The sequence below is a fragment of the Mycobacterium sp. NGS62 genome (assembly GCF_059812285.1).
Window position 1 is genome coordinate 353317 of sequence record NZ_JCALCK010000005.1, and the last position, 22027, is coordinate 375343.

General features: G+C 67.9%; 25 protein-coding genes. 13 read left to right on the plus strand and 12 right to left on the minus strand.

Annotated features, from left to right (window positions below):
- Positions 1 to 55 precede the first annotated feature (55 nt).
- Positions 56 to 502 (plus strand): nitroreductase/quinone reductase family protein, encoded by a 447-nt coding sequence (locus AC5Y49_RS16105; RefSeq protein ID WP_499888673.1) that lies wholly within the window; start codon positions 56 to 58, stop codon positions 500 to 502.
- A gap of 5 nt (positions 503 to 507) precedes the next feature.
- The gene (locus AC5Y49_RS16110) at positions 508 to 876 is read left to right on the plus strand and encodes a DoxX family protein (protein WP_499888675.1); all 369 of its coding nucleotides are present in this window, start codon (positions 508 to 510) and stop codon (positions 874 to 876) included.
- Here the strand turns inward: AC5Y49_RS16110 and AC5Y49_RS16115 are convergent.
- Positions 847 to 1539, minus strand: coding sequence for a demethylmenaquinone methyltransferase (locus AC5Y49_RS16115; protein ID WP_499888677.1), 693 nt, complete (start codon positions 1537 to 1539; stop codon positions 847 to 849). The two genes, AC5Y49_RS16110 and AC5Y49_RS16115, sit on opposite strands and share 30 nt — an antisense overlap.
- Positions 1540 to 1557: 18 nt before the next feature.
- Complete coding sequence (locus AC5Y49_RS16120) at positions 1558 to 2685, minus strand: glycosyltransferase family 4 protein (RefSeq protein ID WP_499888679.1); 1128 nt, start codon at positions 2683 to 2685, stop codon at positions 1558 to 1560.
- Positions 2686 to 2768: 83 nt separating this feature from the next.
- Between AC5Y49_RS16120 and AC5Y49_RS16125 the strand changes: the two genes are divergently transcribed.
- Positions 2769 to 3392 carry a DsbA family protein gene (locus AC5Y49_RS16125; RefSeq protein WP_499888681.1) on the plus strand — a complete coding sequence of 208 codons (624 nt, stop codon included), beginning with the start codon at positions 2769 to 2771 and terminating at the stop codon, positions 3390 to 3392.
- On the opposite strand, the gene AC5Y49_RS16130 is transcribed toward AC5Y49_RS16125, so the two are convergent.
- From AC5Y49_RS16130 to AC5Y49_RS16170, 9 genes are all read right to left on the minus strand, one after another.
- Entirely contained in the window at positions 3356 to 3877 is a 522-nt protein-coding gene (locus tag AC5Y49_RS16130; protein ID WP_499888682.1) for a DUF3592 domain-containing protein, read from the minus strand. The two genes, AC5Y49_RS16125 and AC5Y49_RS16130, sit on opposite strands and share 37 nt — an antisense overlap.
- On the minus strand, positions 3874 to 5514 hold the full coding sequence (menD, locus tag AC5Y49_RS16135; protein WP_499888685.1) for a 2-succinyl-5-enolpyruvyl-6-hydroxy-3-cyclohexene-1-carboxylic-acid synthase: 1641 nt from the start codon (positions 5512 to 5514) through the stop codon (positions 3874 to 3876). Before menD ends, AC5Y49_RS16130 begins: the two co-directional genes overlap by 4 nt.
- Before the next feature lie 13 nt (positions 5515 to 5527).
- Positions 5528 to 6316, minus strand: coding sequence for an alpha/beta fold hydrolase (locus tag AC5Y49_RS16140; RefSeq protein ID WP_499888688.1), 789 nt, complete (start codon positions 6314 to 6316; stop codon positions 5528 to 5530).
- A complete protein-coding gene (locus AC5Y49_RS16145; RefSeq protein ID WP_499888690.1) occupies positions 6313 to 7050 on the minus strand; it encodes a DJ-1/PfpI family protein in 738 nt (245 codons plus the stop codon). The genes AC5Y49_RS16140 and AC5Y49_RS16145 overlap by 4 nt, the downstream gene beginning before the upstream one ends.
- Before the next feature lie 6 nt (positions 7051 to 7056).
- Positions 7057 to 8139 carry a class I SAM-dependent methyltransferase gene (locus tag AC5Y49_RS16150; RefSeq protein WP_499888692.1) on the minus strand — a complete coding sequence of 361 codons (1083 nt, stop codon included), beginning with the start codon at positions 8137 to 8139 and terminating at the stop codon, positions 7057 to 7059.
- 14 nt (positions 8140 to 8153) lie between these two features.
- Positions 8154 to 9116 carry a GlxA family transcriptional regulator gene (locus tag AC5Y49_RS16155; protein ID WP_499888694.1) on the minus strand — a complete coding sequence of 321 codons (963 nt, stop codon included), beginning with the start codon at positions 9114 to 9116 and terminating at the stop codon, positions 8154 to 8156.
- A 65-nt stretch (positions 9117 to 9181) separates the two neighbouring features.
- Positions 9182 to 10327, minus strand: a complete 1146-nt coding sequence (locus AC5Y49_RS16160; protein WP_499888696.1) for an LLM class flavin-dependent oxidoreductase — start codon at positions 10325 to 10327, stop codon at positions 9182 to 9184.
- A 47-nt stretch (positions 10328 to 10374) separates the two neighbouring features.
- The gene (locus tag AC5Y49_RS16165) at positions 10375 to 11364 is read right to left on the minus strand and encodes an o-succinylbenzoate synthase (RefSeq protein WP_499888846.1); all 990 of its coding nucleotides are present in this window, start codon (positions 11362 to 11364) and stop codon (positions 10375 to 10377) included.
- Positions 11331 to 12935, minus strand: a complete 1605-nt coding sequence (locus AC5Y49_RS16170; RefSeq protein ID WP_499888698.1) for an amidohydrolase — start codon at positions 12933 to 12935, stop codon at positions 11331 to 11333. The genes AC5Y49_RS16165 and AC5Y49_RS16170 overlap by 34 nt, the downstream gene beginning before the upstream one ends.
- Positions 12936 to 13076: 141 nt before the next feature.
- Between AC5Y49_RS16170 and fadD8 the strand changes: the two genes are divergently transcribed.
- Complete coding sequence (gene fadD8 / locus AC5Y49_RS16175; protein ID WP_499888700.1) at positions 13077 to 14678, plus strand: fatty-acid--CoA ligase FadD8; 1602 nt, start codon at positions 13077 to 13079, stop codon at positions 14676 to 14678.
- On the opposite strand, the gene AC5Y49_RS16180 is transcribed toward fadD8, so the two are convergent.
- A complete protein-coding gene (locus tag AC5Y49_RS16180) occupies positions 14675 to 15226 on the minus strand; it encodes a TetR/AcrR family transcriptional regulator (RefSeq protein ID WP_499888702.1) in 552 nt (183 codons plus the stop codon). The genes fadD8 and AC5Y49_RS16180 overlap by 4 nt on opposite strands.
- Before the next feature lie 81 nt (positions 15227 to 15307).
- Here AC5Y49_RS16180 and AC5Y49_RS16185 point away from each other — a divergent pair, with 81 nt between their 5' ends.
- The 9 genes from AC5Y49_RS16185 to menE all read left to right on the plus strand — a co-directional run bounded on the left by AC5Y49_RS16185 (position 15308) and on the right by menE (position 22007).
- Positions 15308 to 16210 (plus strand): aldo/keto reductase, encoded by a 903-nt coding sequence (locus AC5Y49_RS16185; protein ID WP_499888703.1) that lies wholly within the window; start codon positions 15308 to 15310, stop codon positions 16208 to 16210.
- Positions 16211 to 16221: 11 nt separating this feature from the next.
- The gene (locus AC5Y49_RS16190; protein ID WP_499888706.1) at positions 16222 to 16692 is read left to right on the plus strand and encodes a nitroreductase family deazaflavin-dependent oxidoreductase; all 471 of its coding nucleotides are present in this window, start codon (positions 16222 to 16224) and stop codon (positions 16690 to 16692) included.
- The gene (locus AC5Y49_RS16195; protein WP_499888709.1) at positions 16689 to 17591 is read left to right on the plus strand and encodes a 1,4-dihydroxy-2-naphthoyl-CoA synthase; all 903 of its coding nucleotides are present in this window, start codon (positions 16689 to 16691) and stop codon (positions 17589 to 17591) included. The genes AC5Y49_RS16190 and AC5Y49_RS16195 overlap by 4 nt, the downstream gene beginning before the upstream one ends.
- Positions 17592 to 17618: 27 nt before the next feature.
- Positions 17619 to 18500: an SDR family oxidoreductase gene (locus AC5Y49_RS16200; RefSeq protein WP_499888711.1), complete on the plus strand. Its 882-nt coding sequence runs from the start codon at positions 17619 to 17621 to the stop codon at positions 18498 to 18500.
- A 13-nt stretch (positions 18501 to 18513) separates the two neighbouring features.
- On the plus strand, positions 18514 to 18921 hold the full coding sequence (locus AC5Y49_RS16205) for a VOC family protein (protein WP_499888714.1): 408 nt from the start codon (positions 18514 to 18516) through the stop codon (positions 18919 to 18921).
- 95 nt (positions 18922 to 19016) lie between these two features.
- Positions 19017 to 20246: an inorganic phosphate transporter gene (locus AC5Y49_RS16210; protein WP_499888716.1), complete on the plus strand. Its 1230-nt coding sequence runs from the start codon at positions 19017 to 19019 to the stop codon at positions 20244 to 20246.
- Entirely contained in the window at positions 20243 to 20527 is a 285-nt protein-coding gene (locus AC5Y49_RS16215) for a hypothetical protein (protein ID WP_499888718.1), read from the plus strand. The genes AC5Y49_RS16210 and AC5Y49_RS16215 overlap by 4 nt, the downstream gene beginning before the upstream one ends.
- 47 nt (positions 20528 to 20574) lie before the next feature.
- Entirely contained in the window at positions 20575 to 20871 is a 297-nt protein-coding gene (locus AC5Y49_RS16220) for a DUF3349 domain-containing protein (RefSeq protein WP_499888719.1), read from the plus strand.
- Positions 20872 to 20921: 50 nt separating this feature from the next.
- Entirely contained in the window at positions 20922 to 22007 is a 1086-nt protein-coding gene (menE, locus tag AC5Y49_RS16225; RefSeq protein WP_499888848.1) for an o-succinylbenzoate--CoA ligase, read from the plus strand.
- The last annotated feature ends 20 nt before the right edge of the window (positions 22008 to 22027 follow it).

The following is a 22027-nucleotide window of genomic DNA, read 5'->3' on the forward strand; positions in this document are numbered from 1 at the left end:
GGGTGCATATCGCAACCCCGTTGACATATATCAGGCACGTTGATATACCTAGGTGATGTCCGAAGCAAAGCTGCCCGGTTGGCTCAAGCCGATGAACAAGGTGATGCTCGCCATCCAAAAGCTCGGCATCACAGCAGGACCGGTGACGGTGTTGACGGTGCCGGGCCGCAAGTCGGGCCAGCCGCGCAGCACGCCGATGACACCGTTTACCTTCGGCGGCCGACTGCACGGGGTGGCCTTTCCCGGCGCCGACTGGGCCGGCAACGCCCGCGCTGCAGGCACCGGAACGTTGACCCGCGGTCGCAATTCGCGGCAGGTGCAGATCGTCGAACTGGACCCGCAGGATGCGCGCCCGGTGCTACGGGTGTTTCACGCCGAAGTGCCCGTCGGTGTGGGCTTCATGAAACGCTCCGGGCTGATCCACGACGGCACCCCCGACGAGGTCGAGGCGCTGGCCGGCCGCTGCGCGGTCTTCCGGTTCGATCCGCTGCCGGGAAGCTGACCTCGGTGAACACCGCGTACCTTGTCGTGGCCCTGGCGGCGATCGCCGTCAACGGATTTTCCGGGGTGAGCGCACTGGTGCATTTCGCCCCGATCATTCCCGGCATGCAGGCGGCCGGAGTGCCGGTGTCATGGCTGACGTTCCCGATCGGGACGCTCAAGGTGCTCGGCACCGTGGGACTTATTGTCGGGCTGTGGATTCCGGGGATCGGTGTGGCCGCAGCGGCGGGGCTGGTCATCTTCTTCGTCTGCGCGATGTACACCCACGTACTCGCCCACGACATCTCGGCTCAATTCGGGCTTGCCGCAGGCATCCTCGCCCTCAACTGCGTAACGTTCGCGCTGTCAGTGCAGCGGCTTGTGGCCGGCGTGTAGGGCGACGATCCCACCGGTCAGGTTGCGCCAGCGCACCGCCGACCATCCGGCGCGCGAAATGTCGTGCGACAGCGCCGCCTGGTCGGGCCAGGCGCGAATCGACTCGGCCAGGTACACATACGCCTCGGGATTGCTCGACACCGCCTGAGCCACTCGCGGCAGCGCCCGCATCAGGTACTCCTTGTACGCCACGGCGAACATGCGATTGGTGGGCGTCGAGAACTCGCACACCACCAGCCGGCCACCGGGCCGGGTGACGCGGGCCATCTCCCGCAAGGCCGCCTCGCGGTCGGCGATATTGCGCAGCCCAAAGCTGATCGTGACCGCGTCGAACACGTTGTCGGCGAACGGCAGTCGGGTCGCATCACCGGCGACCTTCGGCACTCGGCGCGCGCCCCCGGCCAACAGCATTCCGACCGAGAAGTCCGCGGCCACGCACCACGCGCCAGAGCGGGCCAACTCCACCGTCGACACCGCGGTACCGGCGGCCAGGTCCAACACCTTCTCCCCGGCCGCGAGCCGCAGCGCCGAGCGGGTGGCCCGCCGCCAGTAGCGGTCCTGCCCGGCCGACAACACCGTGTTGGTCAGGTCGTAGCGGCGGGCAACACCGTCGAACATCGACGCGACTTCACGGGGATCCTTGTCCAGGGTGGCGCGGCTCACCGGCCCGACGCTACCCGGTCAGGCCGCCGCTGCTCGTCGCGTCCCCAGCACCGCCTCGTAGTGCTCGAGCAGCTCGTCGCAGATGGCCGGCCAGGAACGATCGAGCACACTGCGGCGGGCGGCCAGCGAATAGCGGGGCCGCTCGTCGAGCAGATGCGCGACGGCCGCGGGCAGCCTGACCTCGAATTCGTCGACGGGCAGCAGTAGTCCGGTTCGGCAGGGGGCGACCAGGTCGCGCGGGCCGCCGGCGTCGGGGGCGATCACCGGCAGCCCCGACGCCAGCGCTTCCTGCACGGTTTGCCCGAACGTCTCGTGCTCGCCGGGATGCACGAAGACGTCCATACTGGCGTACGCCGCGACGAGCTCCTCGCCGTACAGCGCGCCGGTGAAAACCGCAGTCGGCATAGCGGATTGCAGCTTGGGCCGATCGACCCCGTCGCCGACGATGACCAGCTGGACACCGCTGTCGAGCGCCAGATCCGCCAACCGCTCGACGTGCTTCTCCGGGGCCAGCCGGCCGACGAAGCCGACGATCGGCTTACCCTCGGGCGACCACCGCCGGCGCAACCCCTCGTCCCGTGCCGACGGCACAAACCCGGTCACGTCGACTCCCCGGGCCCAGCGGTGTACCCGCGGGATGCCCTGGGCAACAAGGTCTTCCATGGCAGAAGTAGACGGCGCCAGCGTCCGGTCGGCGAGCCGGTGCAGGTGACGGGTCCACGCCCACACCGCCCGCGACGCCGCACCAACTCCATAGGCCGAGGCGAAACCCGCGACATCGGTTTGGAATACCGCCACCGTCGGCACTTCCAGGCGGCGCGCCGCACGCAGCCCGCCGTAGCCGAGCAGCGCCGGTGACGCCAGGTGCACCAGGTCGGGCTCGAACCCCCGCAGGACGCGCAGCATCCGTGGCAGCGGAACCCCCAGCGGCAGCGACGTCACTTTCGGAAACATCCGCGACGGCGCCCGGTGCACCCGGATGCCGTCGTGAATCCGCTCGGCGGGCGGCTGCCCGGGTGGCGTATCGGGGGCGATGACCAGGGCTTCGTGACCGGTGCGGCGCAAATGCTCGAGGATGCGGACCACCGAGTTGCTGACACCGTTGACGTGCGGGAGAAACGACTCTGCGACGATGGCGACGCGCACACCATTACCGTGGCAGCGCCGGCTGTCGATAAGGTTGCCGACGAGCATACGGTGTGCGAAATCTGGTGCAAGGGGGTTAACGGATGCGGCGGCGCTGGCTTGGCGTATTGACGACGGCGGTGTGGTTGGTCACAGTCGGCACCGCGCACGCCGACGTTCCGCGCACCAGCGACGGCGACGGAATCATGGTCGGGTCTGTTGTCGCGCCAGTGCAGTTGGAGATCTTCTGCGAACCGCAATGCCCGCACTGCGCGGAGTTGGAGTCGACGGATGGTGACCGGATTGCCAGCGAGATCGGCAACGGTCGGCTGGCGGTCACGTATCGCTGGCTGACCTTCCTCGACGACAAACACCACAATGACGCGTCCGCACGCATGACCACTGCGCTGTTTGCCGCAGCCGACCCGACGACGTCACCAACCGCGTATCAGGCGTTCGTGCAAGACCTTTACCGCCACCAAAGCACCGACGGCCCCGACAACAACGACATTGCGGCGATGGCCCGTGCAAGCGGAGTGCCCGAGCCGGTGGCGCAGCGGATCGCGGCCGGCGACAACACCGTCGATACCGGTGCGGTCAATGCCGCCAACAAGGCACGCCTCAATGCGGCGACACCCGAACCCGGCACCCCCACGGTTTACAACCTGAACACCAAAAGTGTTGTCGATATTCAGGATCCAGACTGGCTCGACAAGCTGTTCGGCTGAGGGTCCAGCCGCTTCTCCAGCAGCGCCAGACCAGCGAGTGCGGCGGCCGCGATCAGCCAGCCCACCACCGCAATCGAGCCGGCTGGGATGATCGCCAGCATCGCGGTGCGGTGCTGCACTCGCACCAGATTCGGGTTCCTCTTGTCGTATTCGACGTAAATCCGCATGCCGGTGGCCAATTCCGACGGGTAGAGCACCCCGAGTTCGGGACGATAGGTGATCCGGTCGGGCGTGACGAACTCGATGGTGGAGCGCCGGGGCCCGGCGCTGAGCACCTCGGCCTGCGCCACGCCCATGTCGTTTTGGATCGACAGGTCATTGCGCAACGCGCCGGCCACCAACAACACCGACTGCAAGGTGACCAGCACGACCGCGACCAGGACGGCGATTCGCATCCAGCGCAGCAGGCGTCGGGCCCGGGTGTCCGGGGCGGCGTCGGCGCGGCCGTGGATCAGGATGTGCGCCAACGTCTTTAGACGCTTCACAAGGCAGCCTTGATGGCGGCATGCAGCTGCCGCAGCGACGACCGGTCAGCCTTGACTTCCAGCACCCGCAGGCCGGCGGCCGGCTCGTCGAGAGCCGCGCCGAGCTGGTCGACCTCAATCTGGCGAGAGTCGACGTGATAGGCGCGACACAGCGCGCCGACGTCGACGTCGTGCGGGGTGCCGAAAATGCGAGACGACACGTCGGAAAACCGCGGGTCGCCCTGCTCGAGCAGTTCGAAGATGCCGCCGCCGTTGTCGTTGGACACCACGATGGTCAGCTGCCGCGGCACCGGCTCGGTGGGCCCGATCAGCAGCCCGGAGCTGTCGTGCACGAAGGTCAGGTCGCCGATCAGCGCGACGGTGCGCCCACCGGCGCGCTCGTGGGCCAGCGCGGCGCCGATCGCGGTGGACACCGTGCCGTCGATGCCGGCGACGCCGCGGTTGGACCGCACTTTGACGTATTTGTGACGCTCCGCGTCCCCCAGCCCGACCAGCGCCGCGTCGCGCACCGGATTGGAGGCGCCCAGCACCAACTGGTCGCCGGGCCGCAACGCGTCGGCGACGGCGGCGGCCACATGCAAACCGGTGGTCAGCGGGTGCGCGGCGAGTTGACCGCGCACCGCGTCCACCGCGTGCCGGTTGAGCTCGGCGCAGCGCTGCAGCCAGGCCGGACTCGGCTCGCCGGTGGTGACCGCCCGGGTGCCGTTGGCCTGCGAGTTGCCCGACACATCGGGCCAGCGCGGGCCGGTGGTCAGCGCGTAGACCGGCACCGACGGGTCAGCCAGCAGCGCCGACACCGGCCGGTGCAGGGTGGGCCGGCCCAGCATGATCACCTGCTGGGGGTGCAGTAGCCGCAAGGCCAGCGGATGCAGCGGGTTGGCCGCCGGCGGCGCCGTCGGTTCGGCGACGGTCGGCAGCGCCGCCAGGTTGGGGTGGACGCCGGCGCCGTGCCCGGCGATGACGACGGTGTCGGCGCTCAGGTCGATGTCCAGCGGCTGGTCGAAACTGACCGGCGGAGTGTGCGTCCAGGGTTTGCCGTCGGGTCGCCCGGGCGGCGTGGGGGCCGAACCGCGATCGGGAACCAGCGGCTCGCGCAGCGGAATGTCGAACTGGACCGGTCCGGCATTGGCGGTGCGAGCGCCGGTGGCGGCCACCAAGACTCGGCAGGTGGCCGACCGCCAGGTCGCGTTGAGGGCATCCATCTGCTCGGGTGCATCCTCGGCCAACCCGAGGCTGATGGTGGCGCGGACCTGGGTGCCGAAGTAGCCCAGCTGCTCCATGGTCTGGTTGGCGCCGGTGCCGAGAAGCTCGTAGGGCCGGTTGGCCGACAGCACGATCAGCGGCACCCGCGCGTAGTTGGCCTCCACCACCGCGGGCCCGAGGTTGGCCACCGCGGTGCCCGACGTCATCGCGACGCAGACCGGCGCGTCCCCGGCGACGGCCAGCCCAATGGCCAGATAGCCGGCGGTGCGCTCGTCGATGCGGACATGCAATCGCAGCCGGCCGGCCTGGTCGGCGTCCTGCAGCGCGAAGGCCAGGGGGGCGTTGCGGGAGCCCGGGCACAGCACCACGTCGCGGACTCCGCCGCGGATCAGTTCGTCGACGACGACGCGGGCCTGTGCCGTCGAGGGGTTCACCTGTCCAGGCTATCTAGGCGGCCATGCCGGCGAGGAACTGCAGAATCGCGGCGTTGACGGTCTCCGGCCGCTCCAGGAACCCCAGATGACCCGCATCGGGGATCTGCAGGTAGCGGCCGTTAGGGATGGCATCGGCGACCTCACGGCCCAGATGCGGCGGCGTCACGATGTCGTCGGCGAATCCGATCACCAGTACCGGCGCGGTGATGCTCTGGTAGGCCGGCAGCCGGTTGTTCCGCGGCGAGACGTCGAGCTGACAACGCAGGCCCGGGGTGGACTTGATCGGCCACATGGTGAAGATGTCGATCCACTCGGCCACGGCCTTGTCATCGTTGAGTGTTTTGGGTGAAAAGCTTTCCAGCATACGGACTTTGGCGTCGTAGATCGGTGGCAGCCGGGTCTCCGACTTGATCAGGTCCTCCTCGGCGGTCCGGAAGAATTGCCGGGCGCGGTCCAGCCGGCCGCGGGTGGCCATCAGCACCGCCTTGCTGACCAGATCGGGCCGGGACACCATCAGCTCCTGAGCGATGTAGGCGCCCATCGACACCCCGACGATGCGCGCCGGGGCCACATTGAGGCTCTCGATCAGCGCCGCCGTGTCGGCGACCATGGTCTGGGTGGTGAAGCCGCTGGCGTTCTCCGTCGCGCCGATTCCGCGGTTGTCGAAGGTGATGACGCGGTAGCCGGCCGCCAGGAACGCGGGGACCTGATGCAGGTGCCAGCCGCGTCCCGCCCCGCCGCTGCCGGCGATGAACAGGACCGGCTCACCGCTGCCGCGGTCGTCGTAAGCAAGGTTTGTCACCTCATGGACGGTACAAGCTTCCGTTTGCGGGCCGCGCGCGCCGTGGTCAGCGCGCGGTCCCACATCAGCAGCGTGGCGGCCTTGAGCTGCGCCGGTTTGACCAGCTCGGTGGCCATCAGCGCGCTCGCTGCGGCCTTGGTCGACGCCGACGCCTTGGACATGTGCCCGGAGTCGAACGGCGGCTGCGGGTCGTATTCCATCGACAGCTGGATGGCCTTGGCGCGGCGCTCGCCGCCGAGTTGCCCGGCCAGCCACAGCGCCAGGTCGATGCCCGCCGAGACCCCCGCGCAGGTGACCACCTTGCCGACGGGCACGATCCGCTCGTCGTCGACGGGAGTGGCCCCGAAGGCCTTCAACGCGCTGAGCGCCATCCAGTGCGACGTCGCCCGCTGGCCGGCCAGCAGTCCGGCGGCGGCCAGGATGATCGAGCCGGAGCACACCGACGTCGTCCAGGTCGTCGTCTCGTGTGCCGTGCGCAGCCAGCTCAACAGCTCCTCGTCGCGAGCGTGTTCGACGGAGGTCATGCCGCCCGGCACCAAAACCACGTCGGGAGACGGGGTTTCGGCGAATGAATGCGTGGCGCCGACGACGAGCACACCGGAGTCCGCGGTGATCGGGCCCGGCTCGTGCCAGACGAAGCGCACCTCGGCTTTGGGCAGCCAGCGCAGCACTTCGTAGGGACCGATGAAATCCAGTGCGGTGAAACCGGGATAGAGCACAATAGCGATCTGCATGGGTTCCTACTTCCGTGCGATGTAGTAGATGTTGAGCGGGTCGTCGTCGATCTCCGCGGTCCGCACGTCACTGAATCCGGCGTCGGCGAGCATCGCTTTAGCCAGCTGTTGCCCCCACGCGGTGCCGAGCCCGACGCCGCCATGGGCCAGCGACACCGTCATGCAGTGCATCGTCGAAATCGTGTAGAGGAACGGGGCGAACGGGACGCCGATGTTGTCTTCGAGTTGGCTCGACGCGTTGACGTCGGCCATCAGGAACACTCCCCCGGGCCGCAGCGCGCGATAAATGTTGGCCAACACCGGCGCCGGGTGGGCCTGGTCGTGGATCGCGTCGAACACCGTGATGACGTCGTAGGCATCAGCGAGGTCGAGCTCGGTCAGATCACGACGCTCGAAGGCGGCGTTCGACAGGCCCAGGCGCTTGGCTTCGTCGTTCGCCGCGGCAACACCTTCCGCAGAGAAGTCCACGCCGGTGAACCGGCTCGCCGGAAACGCCTGCGCCATCACATTGACGGCATGGCCGCTGCCGCAGGCGAAGTCGGCCACGTCGGCACCGTCGCGTAACCGTTCCGGCAGGCCGTCGACCAACGGCACGACCACGTCGATCAACGCCGCGTCGAACCTGGCGCCGCTCTCCTCGGCCATCAGTGCGTGGAATCGCGGGTATTCGCTGTAGGGCAAACCGCCGCCGTTTTGGAAGCAGCCGACGATCTTCTGCTCGACCTCACCCATCATCGGAATCATTTGCGCCATCCGGGCCAGGTTGTGCGGCCCCGCGGCCTTGGTCAGCACGGCGGCCCGATGGGGCGGCAGGACATACGTCGCATCAGCAGCCTGATAGTCGACGATTCCCCCGGCCGCAGCGCCGCCCAGCCATTCGCGCACATAGCGTTCGTTGAGCCCGGCGGCATCGGCGATCTCGGCGCTGGTGGCCGCTGGGAGGTCGGCCAGCACGTCGAGCAGCCGGGTTTGGTGGCCGATGCTCAACAGAACCGCCAGGCAGGCGCCGTCGATCGCGCCGGCCATCCGTCCGACGAACTGGTCGGTGGTTTCGGCGGACGCCACGGTCTCTTCGTGGGTTGACGTCATGTTGCTCCTATCGGTTAGGCGAACGTCTTGCGATAGTGATCCGGCGAGATGCCGACTCGGCGAACGAAGTTGCGGCGCATGCTCTCTGCGGATCCAAAGCCGCAGCGCGCCGCGATGGCCGCCACGGTGTCGTCGGTTTCCTCGAGTTGCCGGCGGGCGGCCTCCGTGCGGACACGTTCAACATACGCCCCCGGCGATTCGCCGACCTCCGTGGTGAACACCCGAGTGAAATGCCTTGGGCTCATATCGATTCGGCGGGCCAGCTCCGCAATGCTATGCACGCCGCCCGGCTCGGCCTCGATGGCCTCCTGAACGTCACGGATCGGCTGTCGCCGGGCGCGCGGCATCCACACCGGCGCGGCGAACTGCGTCTGTCCACCGGGCCGCCGCAGGTAGAGCACCAGCCAGCGGGCCACCGTCTGCGCCATCTCGGTGCCGTGATCGTCTTCGACCAGTGACAGCGCCAGGTCGATGCCCGCGGTGACACCGGCCGCCGTCCACACCTTGTCGGAACTGCGCACGAAGATCGGGTCGGGATCGACGACGATCGACGGGAATTCGTTTGCCAGCCGCTCGGCCGACCCCCAGTGCGTGGTGGCGACGCAGTCGTCCAGCAGCCCAGCTTGCGCGGCCAAGAAGGCGCCGGTGCAGACGCTGGCCACCCGCCGGCTGCGGGTGGCAACCGCGCGGATCCACTCGACGACCTTGGGGTTGGCCCGGGCCTTGTGAACGCCGGCGCCGCCGGGCAGCACCACGGTATCGACTGGTTGGCCGGGGTCGGGGAGTTCGACCGTCGCAACGGTGAGCCCGGAGCTCGTCGTCACCGGCTGACCATCGACCGACACCACGACCGGCTGGTATCCGTCGCGGCCCAGTGCCGCGAGCTTTGTCGAGGCCGTCGCGAACACTTCCAGCGGGCCGACGAGATCCAGCGTCTGCATCCCGGAGAAGCTGAAAAACACCACGGTGCGTGTCATAGCTGTCAGTGTTCAGCACCGACATGGTGGCGTCTAGGTCCAGTATCCCACAGATTAGGACACGGCTACAGCTTCTTGAGCCCTCGCGCGATCTTGTAGAACGGCACGCTGGCGGCCAAGCCGTTGCGCAGGCTGCGCTGGAACGCGCTGAAGTTCGCCAGCACGATGTAGCGAACACCGCAGTCCCGCCACTCCGCCACCTGATCGATGACCTCGCTGGGGGTGCCGGCCAGCACCGTGTCGCGCAGGACTTCCGGCGGAATGCCCTTGAGGTAGGACAGCGCCGTTTGCTCGTCCCAGTCGTGCGGCAACAGGTCCTGGCCGCCGCCGAAGCCGACCCCCAGTGGATGCTGCGCGCCGTGCTGGGCGAAGAGTTCGTCGGTGGCGTTCAGCGCCCACGCTTTGATCATTTCGGATTCGAGGGCCTGGTCCACTTCTTCGGCGCTGCGGCCCGTGACGACGCCCATCCACATGGCCGGAACGATCGACATCGGGTCGCGTCCCGCGTCGGACGCTGCTGCGCGGACCACGTCCAGCCGTCGCGCGTACTCCTGCGGTTGGTGCGGCGCGGCGGGATAGAACCCGTCGGCGTACCGGCCGACGGCGCGCAACATGCGCGGCCCGTGTGCGGCGATCCAGATCGGCGGCCAGGTACCGCGGTACTGCGGCAGCTCGAAGAGCGCGTTGCGCAGCGGGAAGTATGGCGAATCCCGGTTGACCAGTTCACCGTTCGAGTCCCACAGCGCCCGGATGGTCGCTATCGCCTCCTCGAACCGGGCGACCGGCTTGGACCAGTCCACTCCGTAGGGCTCATTGCCTTCCCGCTCGCCGGTGCCGATGCCCAGGATGGCCCGACCGCTGGTGAGGTGATGCAACGTCGCGGCGGCTTGCGCGGTGACGGCCGGATTGCGCCGGCCGGTGTCGGTCACCGAGGTGCCGAGCCGAATGCGGCCGATGCGGTTGCGGGCGGCGATATGCCCGAGCATCGTCCAGGGTTCCAGGAAGGCATCTATCTTCGGCATGATCTTGGTGGCGCCGGCGTACTTCGGCTGCCACAGCGCTCGGGGAAACAGCGCGTTGAGGTGATCGGGCACCCAGAACGAGTCGGCCCGACTGGCCACCGCGCTGAGATAGTTGGCCCTGGTGAAGGCGTCGGCCGTCGGTCGGGCCGCGGTGATGCCGTCTTGAATGCCCACGCGAAATCCGGTCATGATCTCGAGCGTGCCGCCGGCCGGGTGCGGCGGCCTAGAGTAGGCGACTACCCCAAAATTCGGTAGCAGGTCCTCAGGCGGTCGATCCACCACTGCCGTCGCTCCGGCGACGCCGCCAGCGCTTGGATCCGCGCCGGATCCGGGGTGACCGCCGCGACCGGCAGATAGCCGGCCGTCGGCGTTATCGGTTCGGCGACGTCTTCGACGAACAGGCCGCCGGTGCCCAGCCCGCAGGCATGCCGCAGGTCGGGTAGCGCGGCGGCGGCGGTGAGTCCGATGCCGATCCCGACCGCCGAATCCAGCGCGCTGGAAACCACGACGGGGATGTCGATCTGGCCCGCGATGTCCAGCAGCGCCGAAACTCCGCCCAGCGGAGCGACTTTCAGTACCGCGATGTCGGCGGCGTTGGCGCGGACCACGTTGAGCGGGTCGTCGGCCTTGCGGATGCTTTCGTCGGCGGCGATCGGCACGTCGATGCGTCGCCGGAGCTCGGCGAGCTCGTCGACGGTTCTGCAGGGCTGCTCGAGGTATTCCAACGGCCCGTCGGCGGTCAACGCGAGCGCGGCCTGTATGGCCTGCGCGACGGTCCAGCCGCCGTTGGCGTCGATCCGCACGGTGGGAATCAGTGTGCGGACGGCGTTGACGCGGGCAACGTCGTCGGCCAGTGTCTGCCCGGGTTCGGCGACCTTGACCTTGGCGGTGGTCGCGCCCGGAAACCGCTGCAGCACGTCGGGGACTTGGGCGGCGTCGACGGCGGGGACGGTGGCGTTGATCGGGATGCGGTCCCGTCGCGGCGGGGGCGGTTGTCGGTAGGCCGATTCGATGGCGGCGGCCAGCCAGTGCGCGGCCTCGTCGGGTTCGTATTCGGGAAAGGCGCCGAACTCGCCCCACCCGTTGGGGCCGTCGATCAACGCGACTTCCCGAGTGGTGATGCCGCGGAAGCGGACTCGCATCGGCAGCGCGACGACATGCAGGCGGTCGAGAATGTCGTCGAGCGCGGGTATCACTGGCGGTAGACCTGGCGGCCGGCCAGAAATGTTGCCCGCACGTCGAGGTCGGCGATCTGCTCAGCCGGCACGCTGCGCGGGTCGGCCGACAGCACCACCATGTCGGCGTACTTGCCGACCTCCAGTGAGCCGATGACGTCGTCGGCGAACAGCTGCCAGGCGGCGTCGATGGTCTGTGCGCGGATCGCCTGCTCGACCGTCAACCGCTCTTCGGGAGCGAGCACTCGGCCGCTCGGCGCCATCCGGGTCGCGGCCACGCTGATGTTGCGCAGTGGCTCTTCGGGAGTGACCGGCGGGTCGTTGTGCAGCGAGATGCGCATACCGGTGGCCACTGCGGAACCGGCTGGCATCCAACGTGATCCACGTTCCGGACCGAACAGGCCGTCGACGATGACGTCGCCCCAGTAATGGATCTGATCGACGAAGATGCTGCAGGTGACACCGAGGGCGGCGGCTCGTTGCAGCTGGTCGGTGCGGATGGCGCCGACGTGTTCGAGCCGCAGCCGATGGTCGTCGCGCGGATTGCGTTGCAGCGCTTCCTCGTACACATCGAGGATGGTGTCGATTCCTGCGTCGCCCTGCACGTGACAGGCCATCGGCCAGCCCAACGGAAAGTAGGCGCCGACGATTTCGGCAAGCTGTTCGCGGGTGTAGTTTGCATGCCCGCACGACCCGGGTACCACCCCGATGGTGCGGGTGGCATCGGTGTCCAGGTAGGGAAACGACAGATCGATATTGCCGATCCACGGCGAACCGTCCACCCAGATCTTGATGCCGACTTGGCGCACCATGTCGTCGCCGTCGCCGGGCGCGGCATCGGTAGACATCTGCGGATTGGAGATCTCGTACATGCGCAACCGCACCGTGAGGTTCCCGCGCATTTGGTCGACCACGGGCCGAAACGCCGGATCGAACGCCATCTCCGAGCAGGTGGTCAGCCCAGCGCGGTTGAGCCGGGCGCACTCGGCCAGCAGCATGCCCGGGTAGTCGCCGGGTTCGATGGCGCCGCCGAGCAGTGGGAAAACCGCGCCGGTTTCCTCGGCGGTGCCATCAAGCTCGCCGTCGGTGTCGCGACCGTACTTGGCGCCCTTGGGATCCGGGGTATCCCGTGTCAGACCGGCACGTTGCGCGGCGTGCGAGTTGAAAAACGCTTTGTGTCCGGAGTTGTGCATGATCACCAGCGGCCCGGTGGGCGCGATGTCGTCGAGCCAAGCCAGCGTGGGCTCCGGCAGTCCGGGCTGCAGCAACGGATCCCACCCGTTCAGGTAGGCGCCGGTCGCACCGCGCTGGGCGGTCTCCCGGCGGATCGCCTCGACCACAGCGTCGGCGTCGCGAATCGTGACCGGCCGGATGTCGACGAGGCGGTCGGACAGCGCGACGGCCTCCATCAGCGGATGTCCATGCGCCTCGACGAATCCCGGCATTACGCAGCCGTCGCCGACGTCGATGGTTTGGGTGTCGGGGCCGATGAGCCCATCGACGTCCGCCCGGCTGCCGACGGCGATGATTCGACCGTCCGCGACAGCTACCGCCTCTGCGGTGGGCCGCTTCTCATCGACGGTGAGCACCGTGCCGGTGAGGACGAGGTCAGCGACGGCCATACGCGGCGATATTAATGGACAGAACGCCGACGACCGGCTGCCGCGCCGACCATGCGGCCCTCCTCGAACATGATGGCGTATGTGATATCAGGCTGGAGGACGGGCCGCCGCCGTTCTGTAACACGTTCTAGTCTTGGGGTCATGACGGACGAGCTGCTGCGCAACCCGACCCACAATGGCCACCTGCTGGTGGGCGCGCTCAAGCGCCATCGCGACAAGCCGGTGCTGTTCCTCGGCGACACCACGCTGACCGGCGGCCAGCTGGCCGGCAAGGTCAGCCAGTACATCCAGGCCTTCGAGGCACTGGGCGCCGGCACCGGCGCCGCGGTCGGATTGCTGTCACTCAACCGGCCCGAGGTGTTGATGATCATCGGCGCCGGCCAGGCCCGGGGCTACCGGCGCACCGCGCTGCACCCGCTGGGTTCGCTGGACGACCACGCCTATGTGCTGTCCGACGCGGGCATCAGCTCGCTGATCATCGACCCCAACCCGATGTTCGTCGAGCGCGCGGTCGGTCTGCTGGAGCGGGTGGACTCCCTCAAGCAGATTCTGACCATCGGCCCGGTGCCGGATGCGTTGAAGCACGTGGCCGTCGACTTGTCGGCCGAGGCGGACAAATACGAGCCACGTCCGTTGGTGGCCGCCGACCTGCCGCCGGACCAGGTGATCGGGTTGACCTACACCGGCGGCACCACCGGCAAGCCCAAAGGTGTGATGGGCACCGCGCAGTCGATCAGCACGATGACGTCGGTGCAGCTGGCCGAATGGGAATGGCCCGACCATCCACGGTTTTTGATGTGCACCCCGCTCTCGCATGCCGGTGCGGCGTTTTTCATCCCGACGGTGGTCAAGGGCGGCGAGATGATCGTGCTGGGCAAGTTCGATCCCGCCGAAGTGCTCAGAATCATTGAGGAGCAACGGATCACGGCGACCATGCTGGTGCCGTCGATGCTGTACGCGCTGATGGACCACCCGGATTCGCACACCCGCGACCTGTCGTCGCTGGAGACCGTCTACTACGGCGCCTCGGCGATCAACCCGGTGCGGCTGGCCGAGGCGATTCGGCGGTTCGGGCCGATCTTCGCGCAATACTATGGGCAATCCGAAGCACCGATGGTGATCACCTACCTGGGCAAGGCCGATCACGACGAGAAGCGGCTGACGTCCTGCGGCCGGCCGACGCTGTTTGCCCGCACTGCGCTGCTCGACCTGGACGGCAACCCGGTGCCGCAAGGCGAAGTGGGCGAAATCTGTGTCAGCGGACCGCTTTTGGCTGGCGGTTACTGGAACCTGCCGGAGGCGACGGCCGACACGTTCCGCGACGGTTGGCTGCACACCGGCGACATGGCCCGCGAGGACGAGGACGGCTTCTACTACATCGTCGACCGCGTCAAAGACATGATCGTCACCGGCGGCTTCAACGTCTTCCCGCGGGAGGTCGAAGACGTGGTCGCCGAGCACCCGGCCATCGCGCAGGTATGCGTGGTCGGGTCGCCCGACGACAAGTGGGGCGAGGCCGTCACCGCGGTGGTGGTGCTGCGCTCCGACGCACCGTCTGACGACGACGCGGTCGCGGCGATGACCGCCGAAATCCAGGCCGCGGTCAAGGACCGCAAGGGGTCGGTGCAATCGCCCAAGCGGGTGGTGGTCGTCGAGGCGCTGCCGTTGACTGGATTGGGCAAGCCCGACAAGAAGGCGGTGCGCGCGCAGTTCTGGGAGGGCGCCGGCCGAGCCGTCGGCTAACGTTGCGCGATCCCGGCCACCAGCAGGTCGAGCATGCGGCTGGTCTGCTCCGGCGAACCGGTGGCCAGAAAGATGCCGATCAGACTGGACACCACGTCATCGGCGTGTACGTCGGAGCGCAGGCTGCCGTCGCTGCCGCCGGCCTGCAACAGCAACTCGACCGCACCGACGATGCTGTCGCGAGTCTGGCTGGGCGTCATCGCCCCGGAGTCAAAGATCGCGTGTAGCGACTCGGCCATCCCACGCTTGGCGGCCACAAAACTTGCGTAGCGGTCCATCCAGCGGCGCAGCGCAGTTTTGGGCGGATGCCGCTTGAGCAGCTGTTCGGCCGCTGTCGCGACTTCGGCGAGCTCGGCACGGTAAATCGCCTCGACGAGAACCTCGCGATTTGGGAAATGGCGGTACAGCGTGCCTATCCCGACGCCGGCGTCGCGCGCGATCGACTCAAGCGACACCGGTCGCCCCTCGCCGGCGGAGAACGCCGCGGTCGCCACCTCGAGCAACTTCTCCCGGTTCCGGCGCGCGTCGGACCGCACTGGTTCGGCCAAGCGGAGGCTCCTCCGTTTCTGCTAGTCTGATGCAAGCGGAGGGTCCTCCGCATTTCTTCCAGTTTGACACGAGGGAGCACCATGACGGACAACCCACAGCCCGGCGGTATCGGCAGCATCGGCACGGCGCGGGTCGCCCGCGTCGGCTACGGCGCAATGCAACTGTTCGAGGCCGTCTCCGAAGCCGATGCAGCCGCGGTGCTACGCCGCGCGGTCGAACTCGGCGTCAACCACATCGACACCGCGTCGTTCTATGGCCCGGGCGAAGTGAACCGCCGGATCCGCGCGGCCCTGGCGCCCTACCCCGACGACCTCGTCATCGTGAGCAAAGTCGGTGCGCGATGGTCCGGCGAACAGCCGATCCCCCTGGCCGCCGCCCAAAAGCCCGCCGAGCTGCGCGCCGCGGTCGAAGACGACCTGCGCCAACTCGGCCTCGAATGCGTGCCGGTGGTCAATCTGCGACGGCTCGACCTCGGTCCCGGCCTAGAGCCTGAAGGTGACCAAATCGTCGGCCTCGACGACCAACTCGCCGAGATGATCGCCATGCGCGACGAGGGCAAGATCGGCGCCATCGGTATCAGCGCCGTGCCGGTGGACGCGGTGCAGCGGGCGCTGCCCGCGGGGATCGTGTGCGTGCAGAACCCCTACAGCCTTCTCGACCGCTCCCAAGAGGCCGCGCTCGACTTGTGCGTCGCCGAACGTATCGCGTGGGTGCCGTACTTCCCCCTGGGATCGTCGCTCCCTGGTTTTCCCAAAGTCACTGACAATGCAGTGGTCGCCGACGTCGCCGGCGAACTCGGTGTCACGGGGGCCCAGGTCGGGTTGGCGTGGCTGCTGGCTCATGCGCCGAACACGTTGCTGATTCCGGGCACCCGCTCGATCACGCACCTTGCGGAGAACCTCGGCGCGGCAGCGGTCACCCTGGATACCGACGCGCTGGAAAGGCTGGATGCCGTCGGTACGTCGCAGCCCGTCCAGAGGTAACGTCGCTGCCTATGGGCAGTGGCGAACCGGTCAAGCCGCCGTGGTGGCTCAAGCCGATGAACAAGCTGTTCATCCGGATGTCGCGGCTGGGTTTGCGATTCGGCGGCGAGAGCCCGGTGGTGTTGACGGTGCCGGGACGCAAATCGGGACAGCCCCGTTCGACGCCGGTCACCCCGATGACCGTCGACGGCAAGGACTACATCGTCGGCGGATTCCCGGGAGCCGATTGGGTGGCGAACGTCCGCGCCGCCGCCGAAGCCACGGTGGCCCGCGGTCGGCGGCGTGAACGAGTACGCGTCGTCGAGCTTTCCGCCGACGAGGCACGGCCGCTGCTGCGGATCTGGCCGATCGAGGTGCCCACTGGCGTCGGCTTCCTGAAGCGCTCCGGACTGGTCACCGACGGCCGCCCGGAAGAATTCGAGGCGCTGGCCGGGATTTGCCCGGTGTTTCGCCTGGACCTACTAGGAGCCCAACAGCCTTGAGCGACAATCCGTTTGACCCAGATGTTTGGCGTCCAGTCGACGGCTTCACCGAGCTGACCGATATCACCTATCACCGCCACGTCAATGACGCCACCGTGCGGGTGGCGTTCGACCGGCCGGAGGTACGCAACGCGTTTCGGCCGCATACCGTCGACGAGCTCTACCGCGTCTTGGATCACGCCCGGATGTCCCCGGACGTCGGCGTGGTGTTGTTGACCGGGAACGGGCCGTCACCCAAAGACGGCGGCTGGGCGTTCTGCTCCGGCGGGGATCAGCGCATCCGCGGACGCAGCGGCTACCAGTACGCCTCGGGTGAGACCGCCGACACCGTCGACGCGGCCCGCGCCGGACGACTGCACATCCTCGAAGTGCAACGGCTGATCCGGTTCATGCCCAAAGTCGTCATCTGCCTGGTCAGCGGGTGGGCGGCCGGCGGCGGGCACAGCCTGCACGTGGTGTGCGACCTCACCCTGGCCAGCCGCGAGCATGCCCGGTTCAAGCAAACCGACGCCGACGTCGGCAGCTTCGACGGGGGCTACGGCAGCGCCTATCTCGCCCGGCAGGTGGGCCAGAAGTTCGCCCGCGAGATCTTCTTCCTGGGCCGCGACTACACCGCCGAGCAGATGCATGCGATGGGCGCGGTCAACGCCGTCGTCGACCACGCCGAATTGGAAGCCACCGGCGTGCAGTGGGCGGCCGAGATCAACGCGAAATCGCCTCAGGCACAACGGATGCTCAAATACGCGTTCAACTTGCTCGACGACGGCTTGGTGGGCCAGCAACTGTTCGCCGGCGAAGCCACCCGCTTGGCCTACATGACCGACGAGGCCGTCGAAGGCCGCGACGCCTTTTTGGAAAAGCGCCCACCCGATTGGAGTCGCTTCCCGCGATATTTCTGACCGACGGCCGCCACTTAGACTCGCGACGTGAGCAAGAGTCCGATACGTCGTATCACCGAGCAGATCGCCCTGACCGCCATGCGGCCGCCCATCGCGCCGCAACTGCGGCTCTACCAGCCGGCGGCCAAGGCGGTGGAACTTGACGGCAAGCGGGTGCTGCTCACCGGCGCATCGTCAGGGATCGGCGAGAGCGCCGCGGAAAAGTTCGCCCGGCGCGGCGCCACCGTGGTCGCCGTCGCCCGCCGCAAAGAACTCCTCGACGCCGTCGTCGAACGCATCACCAAAGCGGGCGGCTCAGCCCTGGCGATCCCGTGCGACCTGTCCGACATGGACGCCGTCGACGCGCTGGTCGCCGACGTCGAGCAGCGGCTCGGCGGAGTGGACATCCTGGTCAACAACGCCGGCCGGTCCATCCGCCGCCCGCTGGCCGAGTCGCTGGAACGCTGGCACGACGTCGAGCGGACCATGGTGCTCAACTACTACTCGCCGCTGCGGCTGATCCGCGGGATCGCGCCCGGAATGCTCGAGCGCGGCGACGGCCACATCATCAACGTCGCCACCTGGGGCGTGTTCAGCGAGGCGTCACCGTTGTTCTCGGTGTACAACGCGTCGAAGGCGGCGCTGTCTTCGGTGAGCCGGGTGATCGAGACGGAGTGGAGCCCCAAGGGCGTGCAGTCGACCACGCTGTACTACCCGCTGGTGCACACTCCGATGGTGGCGCCGACAAAAGCCTTTGCCAACCGACCGGGCCTGACTGCCGATGAGGCGGGCGACTGGATGATCACCGCCGCGCGCAGCCGACCGGTCCGAATTGCGCCGCGCATGGCGCTGGCGATCAAGGCGCTCGACATCGCAAGCCCATTCGGGGTCACCACGCTGATGAAACGGCGTGACACCGGATCGACGTGATAGACACGATGACATGGAGATACTGGCCAGCCGGATGTTGTTCCGGCCGGCGGACTATCAGCGGTCGCTGAGCTTCTACCGAGACCAGATCGGGTTGGCGATTGCCCGCGAATACGGCGCGGGCACGGTGTTTTACGCCGGTCAGTCGTTGATCGAGCTGGCCGGCCACGGCGCGCCGGACCAAGCGGCCGGGCCGTTTCCCGGGGCGCTGTGGCTGCAGGTGCGCGACGTCCGCGCCACGCAGGCCGAGCTCGAGAACAGGGGCGTTCCGATCGCCCGGGAAGCCCGTCGCGAATCCTGGGGGCTGCACGAGATGCACGTCACCGATCCCGACGGCGTGACACTGATCTTTGTCGAAATACCCGGCGATCATCCGCTGCGCCGCGACACCCGAGGTGAACGTCGCGGAACCGAAGGTTAACCGCGGGCAAACATCTGGCAACTAGTCAGAATCACCCGCGTTTCAGAGGCTGACTTGTTCGACATTCGAACCCCCCGGAAAGCAGAATTGGCCCCGTGCACCTTGAGTTGTTCCTCCTGATCATCGTGGTGATCACGGCACTCGCGTTCGACTTCACCAATGGGTTTCACGACACCGGCAACGCGATGGCGACGTCTATCGCCAGCGGAGCACTGACGCCTAAGGCCGCGGTGACTCTATCGGCGGTGTTGAACCTGGTCGGCGCGTTTTTGTCGACCGCCGTCGCGGCAACGATCGCCAAGGATCTGGTCGACGCTCACCTGGTGACCTTGGAACTGGTGTTCGCGGGTCTGGTCGGTGGGATTGTGTGGAATCTGCTGACGTGGCTGCTCGGGATACCGTCCAGCTCCTCGCACGCGCTGGTCGGCGGCATTGTCGGGGCCATGATCGCTGCGGTCGGCGGGCACGGGGTGATCTGGACCGGGGTCGTCTCCCGCGTCGTGATCCCGGCGGTGGTGGCGTCGGTGTTGGCCACGGTGGTCGGAGCAGTCGGCACCTGGCTGGTTTACCGTCTGGTCCGCCGCGTTCCGGAGAAGCGCAGCGAACGCAGCTTCCGTCGCGGCCAGGTGTTCTCGGCGGGCCTGGTATCGCTGGCCCACGGCACCAACGACGCGCAGAAGACGATGGGTGTGATCTTCCTGGCGCTGATGTCCTACGGCGCCGTCAGCAAGAGTGCCACCCTGCCGCCGCTGTGGGTCATCGTGTGCTGTGCGCTGGCGATGGCCGCGGGAACCTACTTCGGCGGCTGGCGGATCATCCGGACCCTGGGTAAGGGCTTGGTCGAGATCAAGCCGCCGCAAGGCATGTCGGCCGAATCATCTTCGGCCGCAATCATCTTGCTGTCCGCCCACTTCGGGTACGCGCTGTCCACCACCCAGGTGGTCACCGGTTCCGTGCTGGGCAGTGGTGTCGGCAAACCCGGCGCCGAGGTGCGCTGGGGCGTGGCCGGCCGGATGGCCACCGCGTGGGGAGTGACGCTGCCGTCGGCGGGCATCGTCGGCGCCGTCACCTACCTGCTGGTGCACAGCATCGGCGGGTACCTGGGCGTGATCGTCGGCTTCACCCTGCTGTCCGCGGTATCGCTGGCCATCTGGCTGCAGTCGCGCAAGGTGCGCGTCGACCACACCAACGTCAACAGTGAATGGGCCGGCAACCTCACGGCTGGGCTGGATTCCCCCAACGGGCAGGCTCCCCACGTCAACGGGCAGGTCCACGAACTGGATGCCGCCAACCGCACCCCTTCCCCGAGCCTGTACGCGTCGTGAGCACCTGGTTCAACTATGCCGCGACCCTGAAGATCCTGGTCTTCGGATTGCTGGTCGGCGCTGCGCTGCCGGCAATGTTTGCGCTCGGCGTGCGGCTCGGCGCCGCCGGCGCCGGGATCAGCGGCGACGCCGTCACCCGGAAACGTCCCGCGCTGGTCGCGCTCAGCTGGACGATGTACGCCGTCGTGCTGGCGGCGGTCGTGATCGGCGTGTTGTTCATCGCGCGCGACTTCATCGGCCACCACACCGGCTGGTTCATTCTCGGCGCCAAACCCACGTAAGCTCGAATTCGTTGCCCAGTTATGCGTAGCGGGGGAGTTGACGCAGTGTGAACCGATTCCTCAGTTCGATCGTCACCTGGTTGCGCGCGGGGTATCCCGACGGCGTGCCGCAAACCGATTACATCCCGTTGCTGGCACTGCTGTCCCGGCGGTTGACCAACGACGAGGTCAAAGCGGTGGCCAGTGAACTGATGCAGCGTGGCGATTTCGATCAGATCGACATCGGCGTGGTGATCACCCAGTTCACCGACAACTTGCCGGCCCCAGAGGATATCGAGCGGGTGCGGGAACGCTTGGCCGCCAAGGGGTGGCCGTTCGACGACGTCCGCGAGGAGCGCGAATAGCCGTCCTGCGCGCACTTGCCGTCCCGCCGGGTTCTGCAGTGCGCACGCTGATGCCGGCGCTGGAAGCTGTTCTGGCTGGCCGTGATTCCGCGTTGCTGTCGGTACCCGCTTCGGCTTCCGAGGCGCCGGGGCTGGGGGTCGGCGAGCAGATCGACGACGGCGTCGCTTTGGTGGTGACGACGTCGGGAACCACCGGTGCGCCCAAGGGCGCGCTGCTGACCGCTGCGGCGCTGACTGCCAGCGCGTCGGCTACCCATGCGCGCCTGGGCGGCCCCGGCCGCTGGCTGCTGGCGTTGCCGCCGTATCACATTGCCGGCGTGCAGGTGCTGATCCGCAGCCTGGTGGCCGGGACAGAACCGGTCGAGCTCGACGTCTCCACTGGATTCGATGTTGCCCAATTACCCTCTGCCGTCGAGCGTCTCGGCACGGGACGGCGTTACACGTCACTGGTCGCCGCGCAGCTGGCCAAAGCGTTGACCGATCCGGCGGCCAGCGCCGGGCTCGCTGCCTTGGATGCTGTTCTGATCGGTGGCGGGCCTGCGCCGGCACCGGTGCTGGAGTCAGCTGCTGCCGCGGGCATCGCCGTGGTCCGCACCTACGGGATGAGCGAGACCGCCGGCGGGTGTGTTTACGACGGTATACCCCTCGACGGGGTACGGCTGCGAGTGGAACCTGATGGTCGCATCATGATCGGCGGCGCGACGCTGGCCAACGGCTATCGCAACCCACCGGATCCCGACCCGTTCGCCGAGCGCGGCTGGTTTCGCACCGACGACATTGGCGCACTGGATGATTCGGGTGCGCTGCGGGTGCTGGGCCGGGCTGACGAGGCGATCAGCACCGGCGGGCTGACCGTGTTGCCGCAGCCCGTGGAGGCGGCGCTGCGCACGCATCCTGCGGTCGCCGACTGTGCAGTGTTCGGAGTCGCCGACGATCGGCTGGGCCAACGGGTGGTCGCCGCGGTGGTCGTGTCCGATGGTTGTGCCGCACCGACATTGGAGGCGCTGCGGGCCCACGTGGCCGGCACGCTGGACGTAACAGCGGCGCCACGCGAGCTGTATGTCGTCGACACGTTGCCACTGCGCGGCATCGGCAAAGTGGACCGTCAGGCGTTGGCGCGCCGATACGGCAGCTGATGGACTAGGTGTTGCGGGGC

Excerpts from the sequence above, each read along its gene's own strand:
- AC5Y49_RS16105 (WP_499888673.1), top strand. The coding sequence starts at position 56 with ATGTCCGAAGCAAAGCTGCCCGGTTGGCTCAAGCCGATGAACAAGGTG.
- AC5Y49_RS16125 (WP_499888681.1), top strand. The coding sequence starts at position 2,769 with ATGCGGCGGCGCTGGCTTGGCGTATTGACGACGGCGGTGTGGTTGGTC.
- AC5Y49_RS16145 (WP_499888690.1), bottom strand. The coding sequence starts at position 7,050 with ATGCAGATCGCTATTGTGCTCTATCCCGGTTTCACCGCACTGGATTTC.
- AC5Y49_RS16150 (WP_499888692.1), bottom strand. The coding sequence starts at position 8,139 with ATGACGTCAACCCACGAAGAGACCGTGGCGTCCGCCGAAACCACCGAC.
- AC5Y49_RS16155 (WP_499888694.1), bottom strand. The coding sequence starts at position 9,116 with ATGACACGCACCGTGGTGTTTTTCAGCTTCTCCGGGATGCAGACGCTG.
- AC5Y49_RS16160 (WP_499888696.1), bottom strand. The coding sequence starts at position 10,327 with ATGACCGGATTTCGCGTGGGCATTCAAGACGGCATCACCGCGGCCCGA.
- AC5Y49_RS16170 (WP_499888698.1), bottom strand. The coding sequence starts at position 12,935 with ATGGCCGTCGCTGACCTCGTCCTCACCGGCACGGTGCTCACCGTCGAT.
- fadD8 (WP_499888700.1), top strand. The coding sequence starts at position 13,077 with ATGACGGACGAGCTGCTGCGCAACCCGACCCACAATGGCCACCTGCTG.
- AC5Y49_RS16185 (WP_499888703.1), top strand. The coding sequence starts at position 15,308 with ATGACGGACAACCCACAGCCCGGCGGTATCGGCAGCATCGGCACGGCG.
- AC5Y49_RS16190 (WP_499888706.1), top strand. The coding sequence starts at position 16,222 with ATGGGCAGTGGCGAACCGGTCAAGCCGCCGTGGTGGCTCAAGCCGATG.
- AC5Y49_RS16205 (WP_499888714.1), top strand. The coding sequence starts at position 18,514 with ATGGAGATACTGGCCAGCCGGATGTTGTTCCGGCCGGCGGACTATCAG.
- menE (WP_499888848.1), top strand. The coding sequence starts at position 20,922 with ATGCCGGCGCTGGAAGCTGTTCTGGCTGGCCGTGATTCCGCGTTGCTG.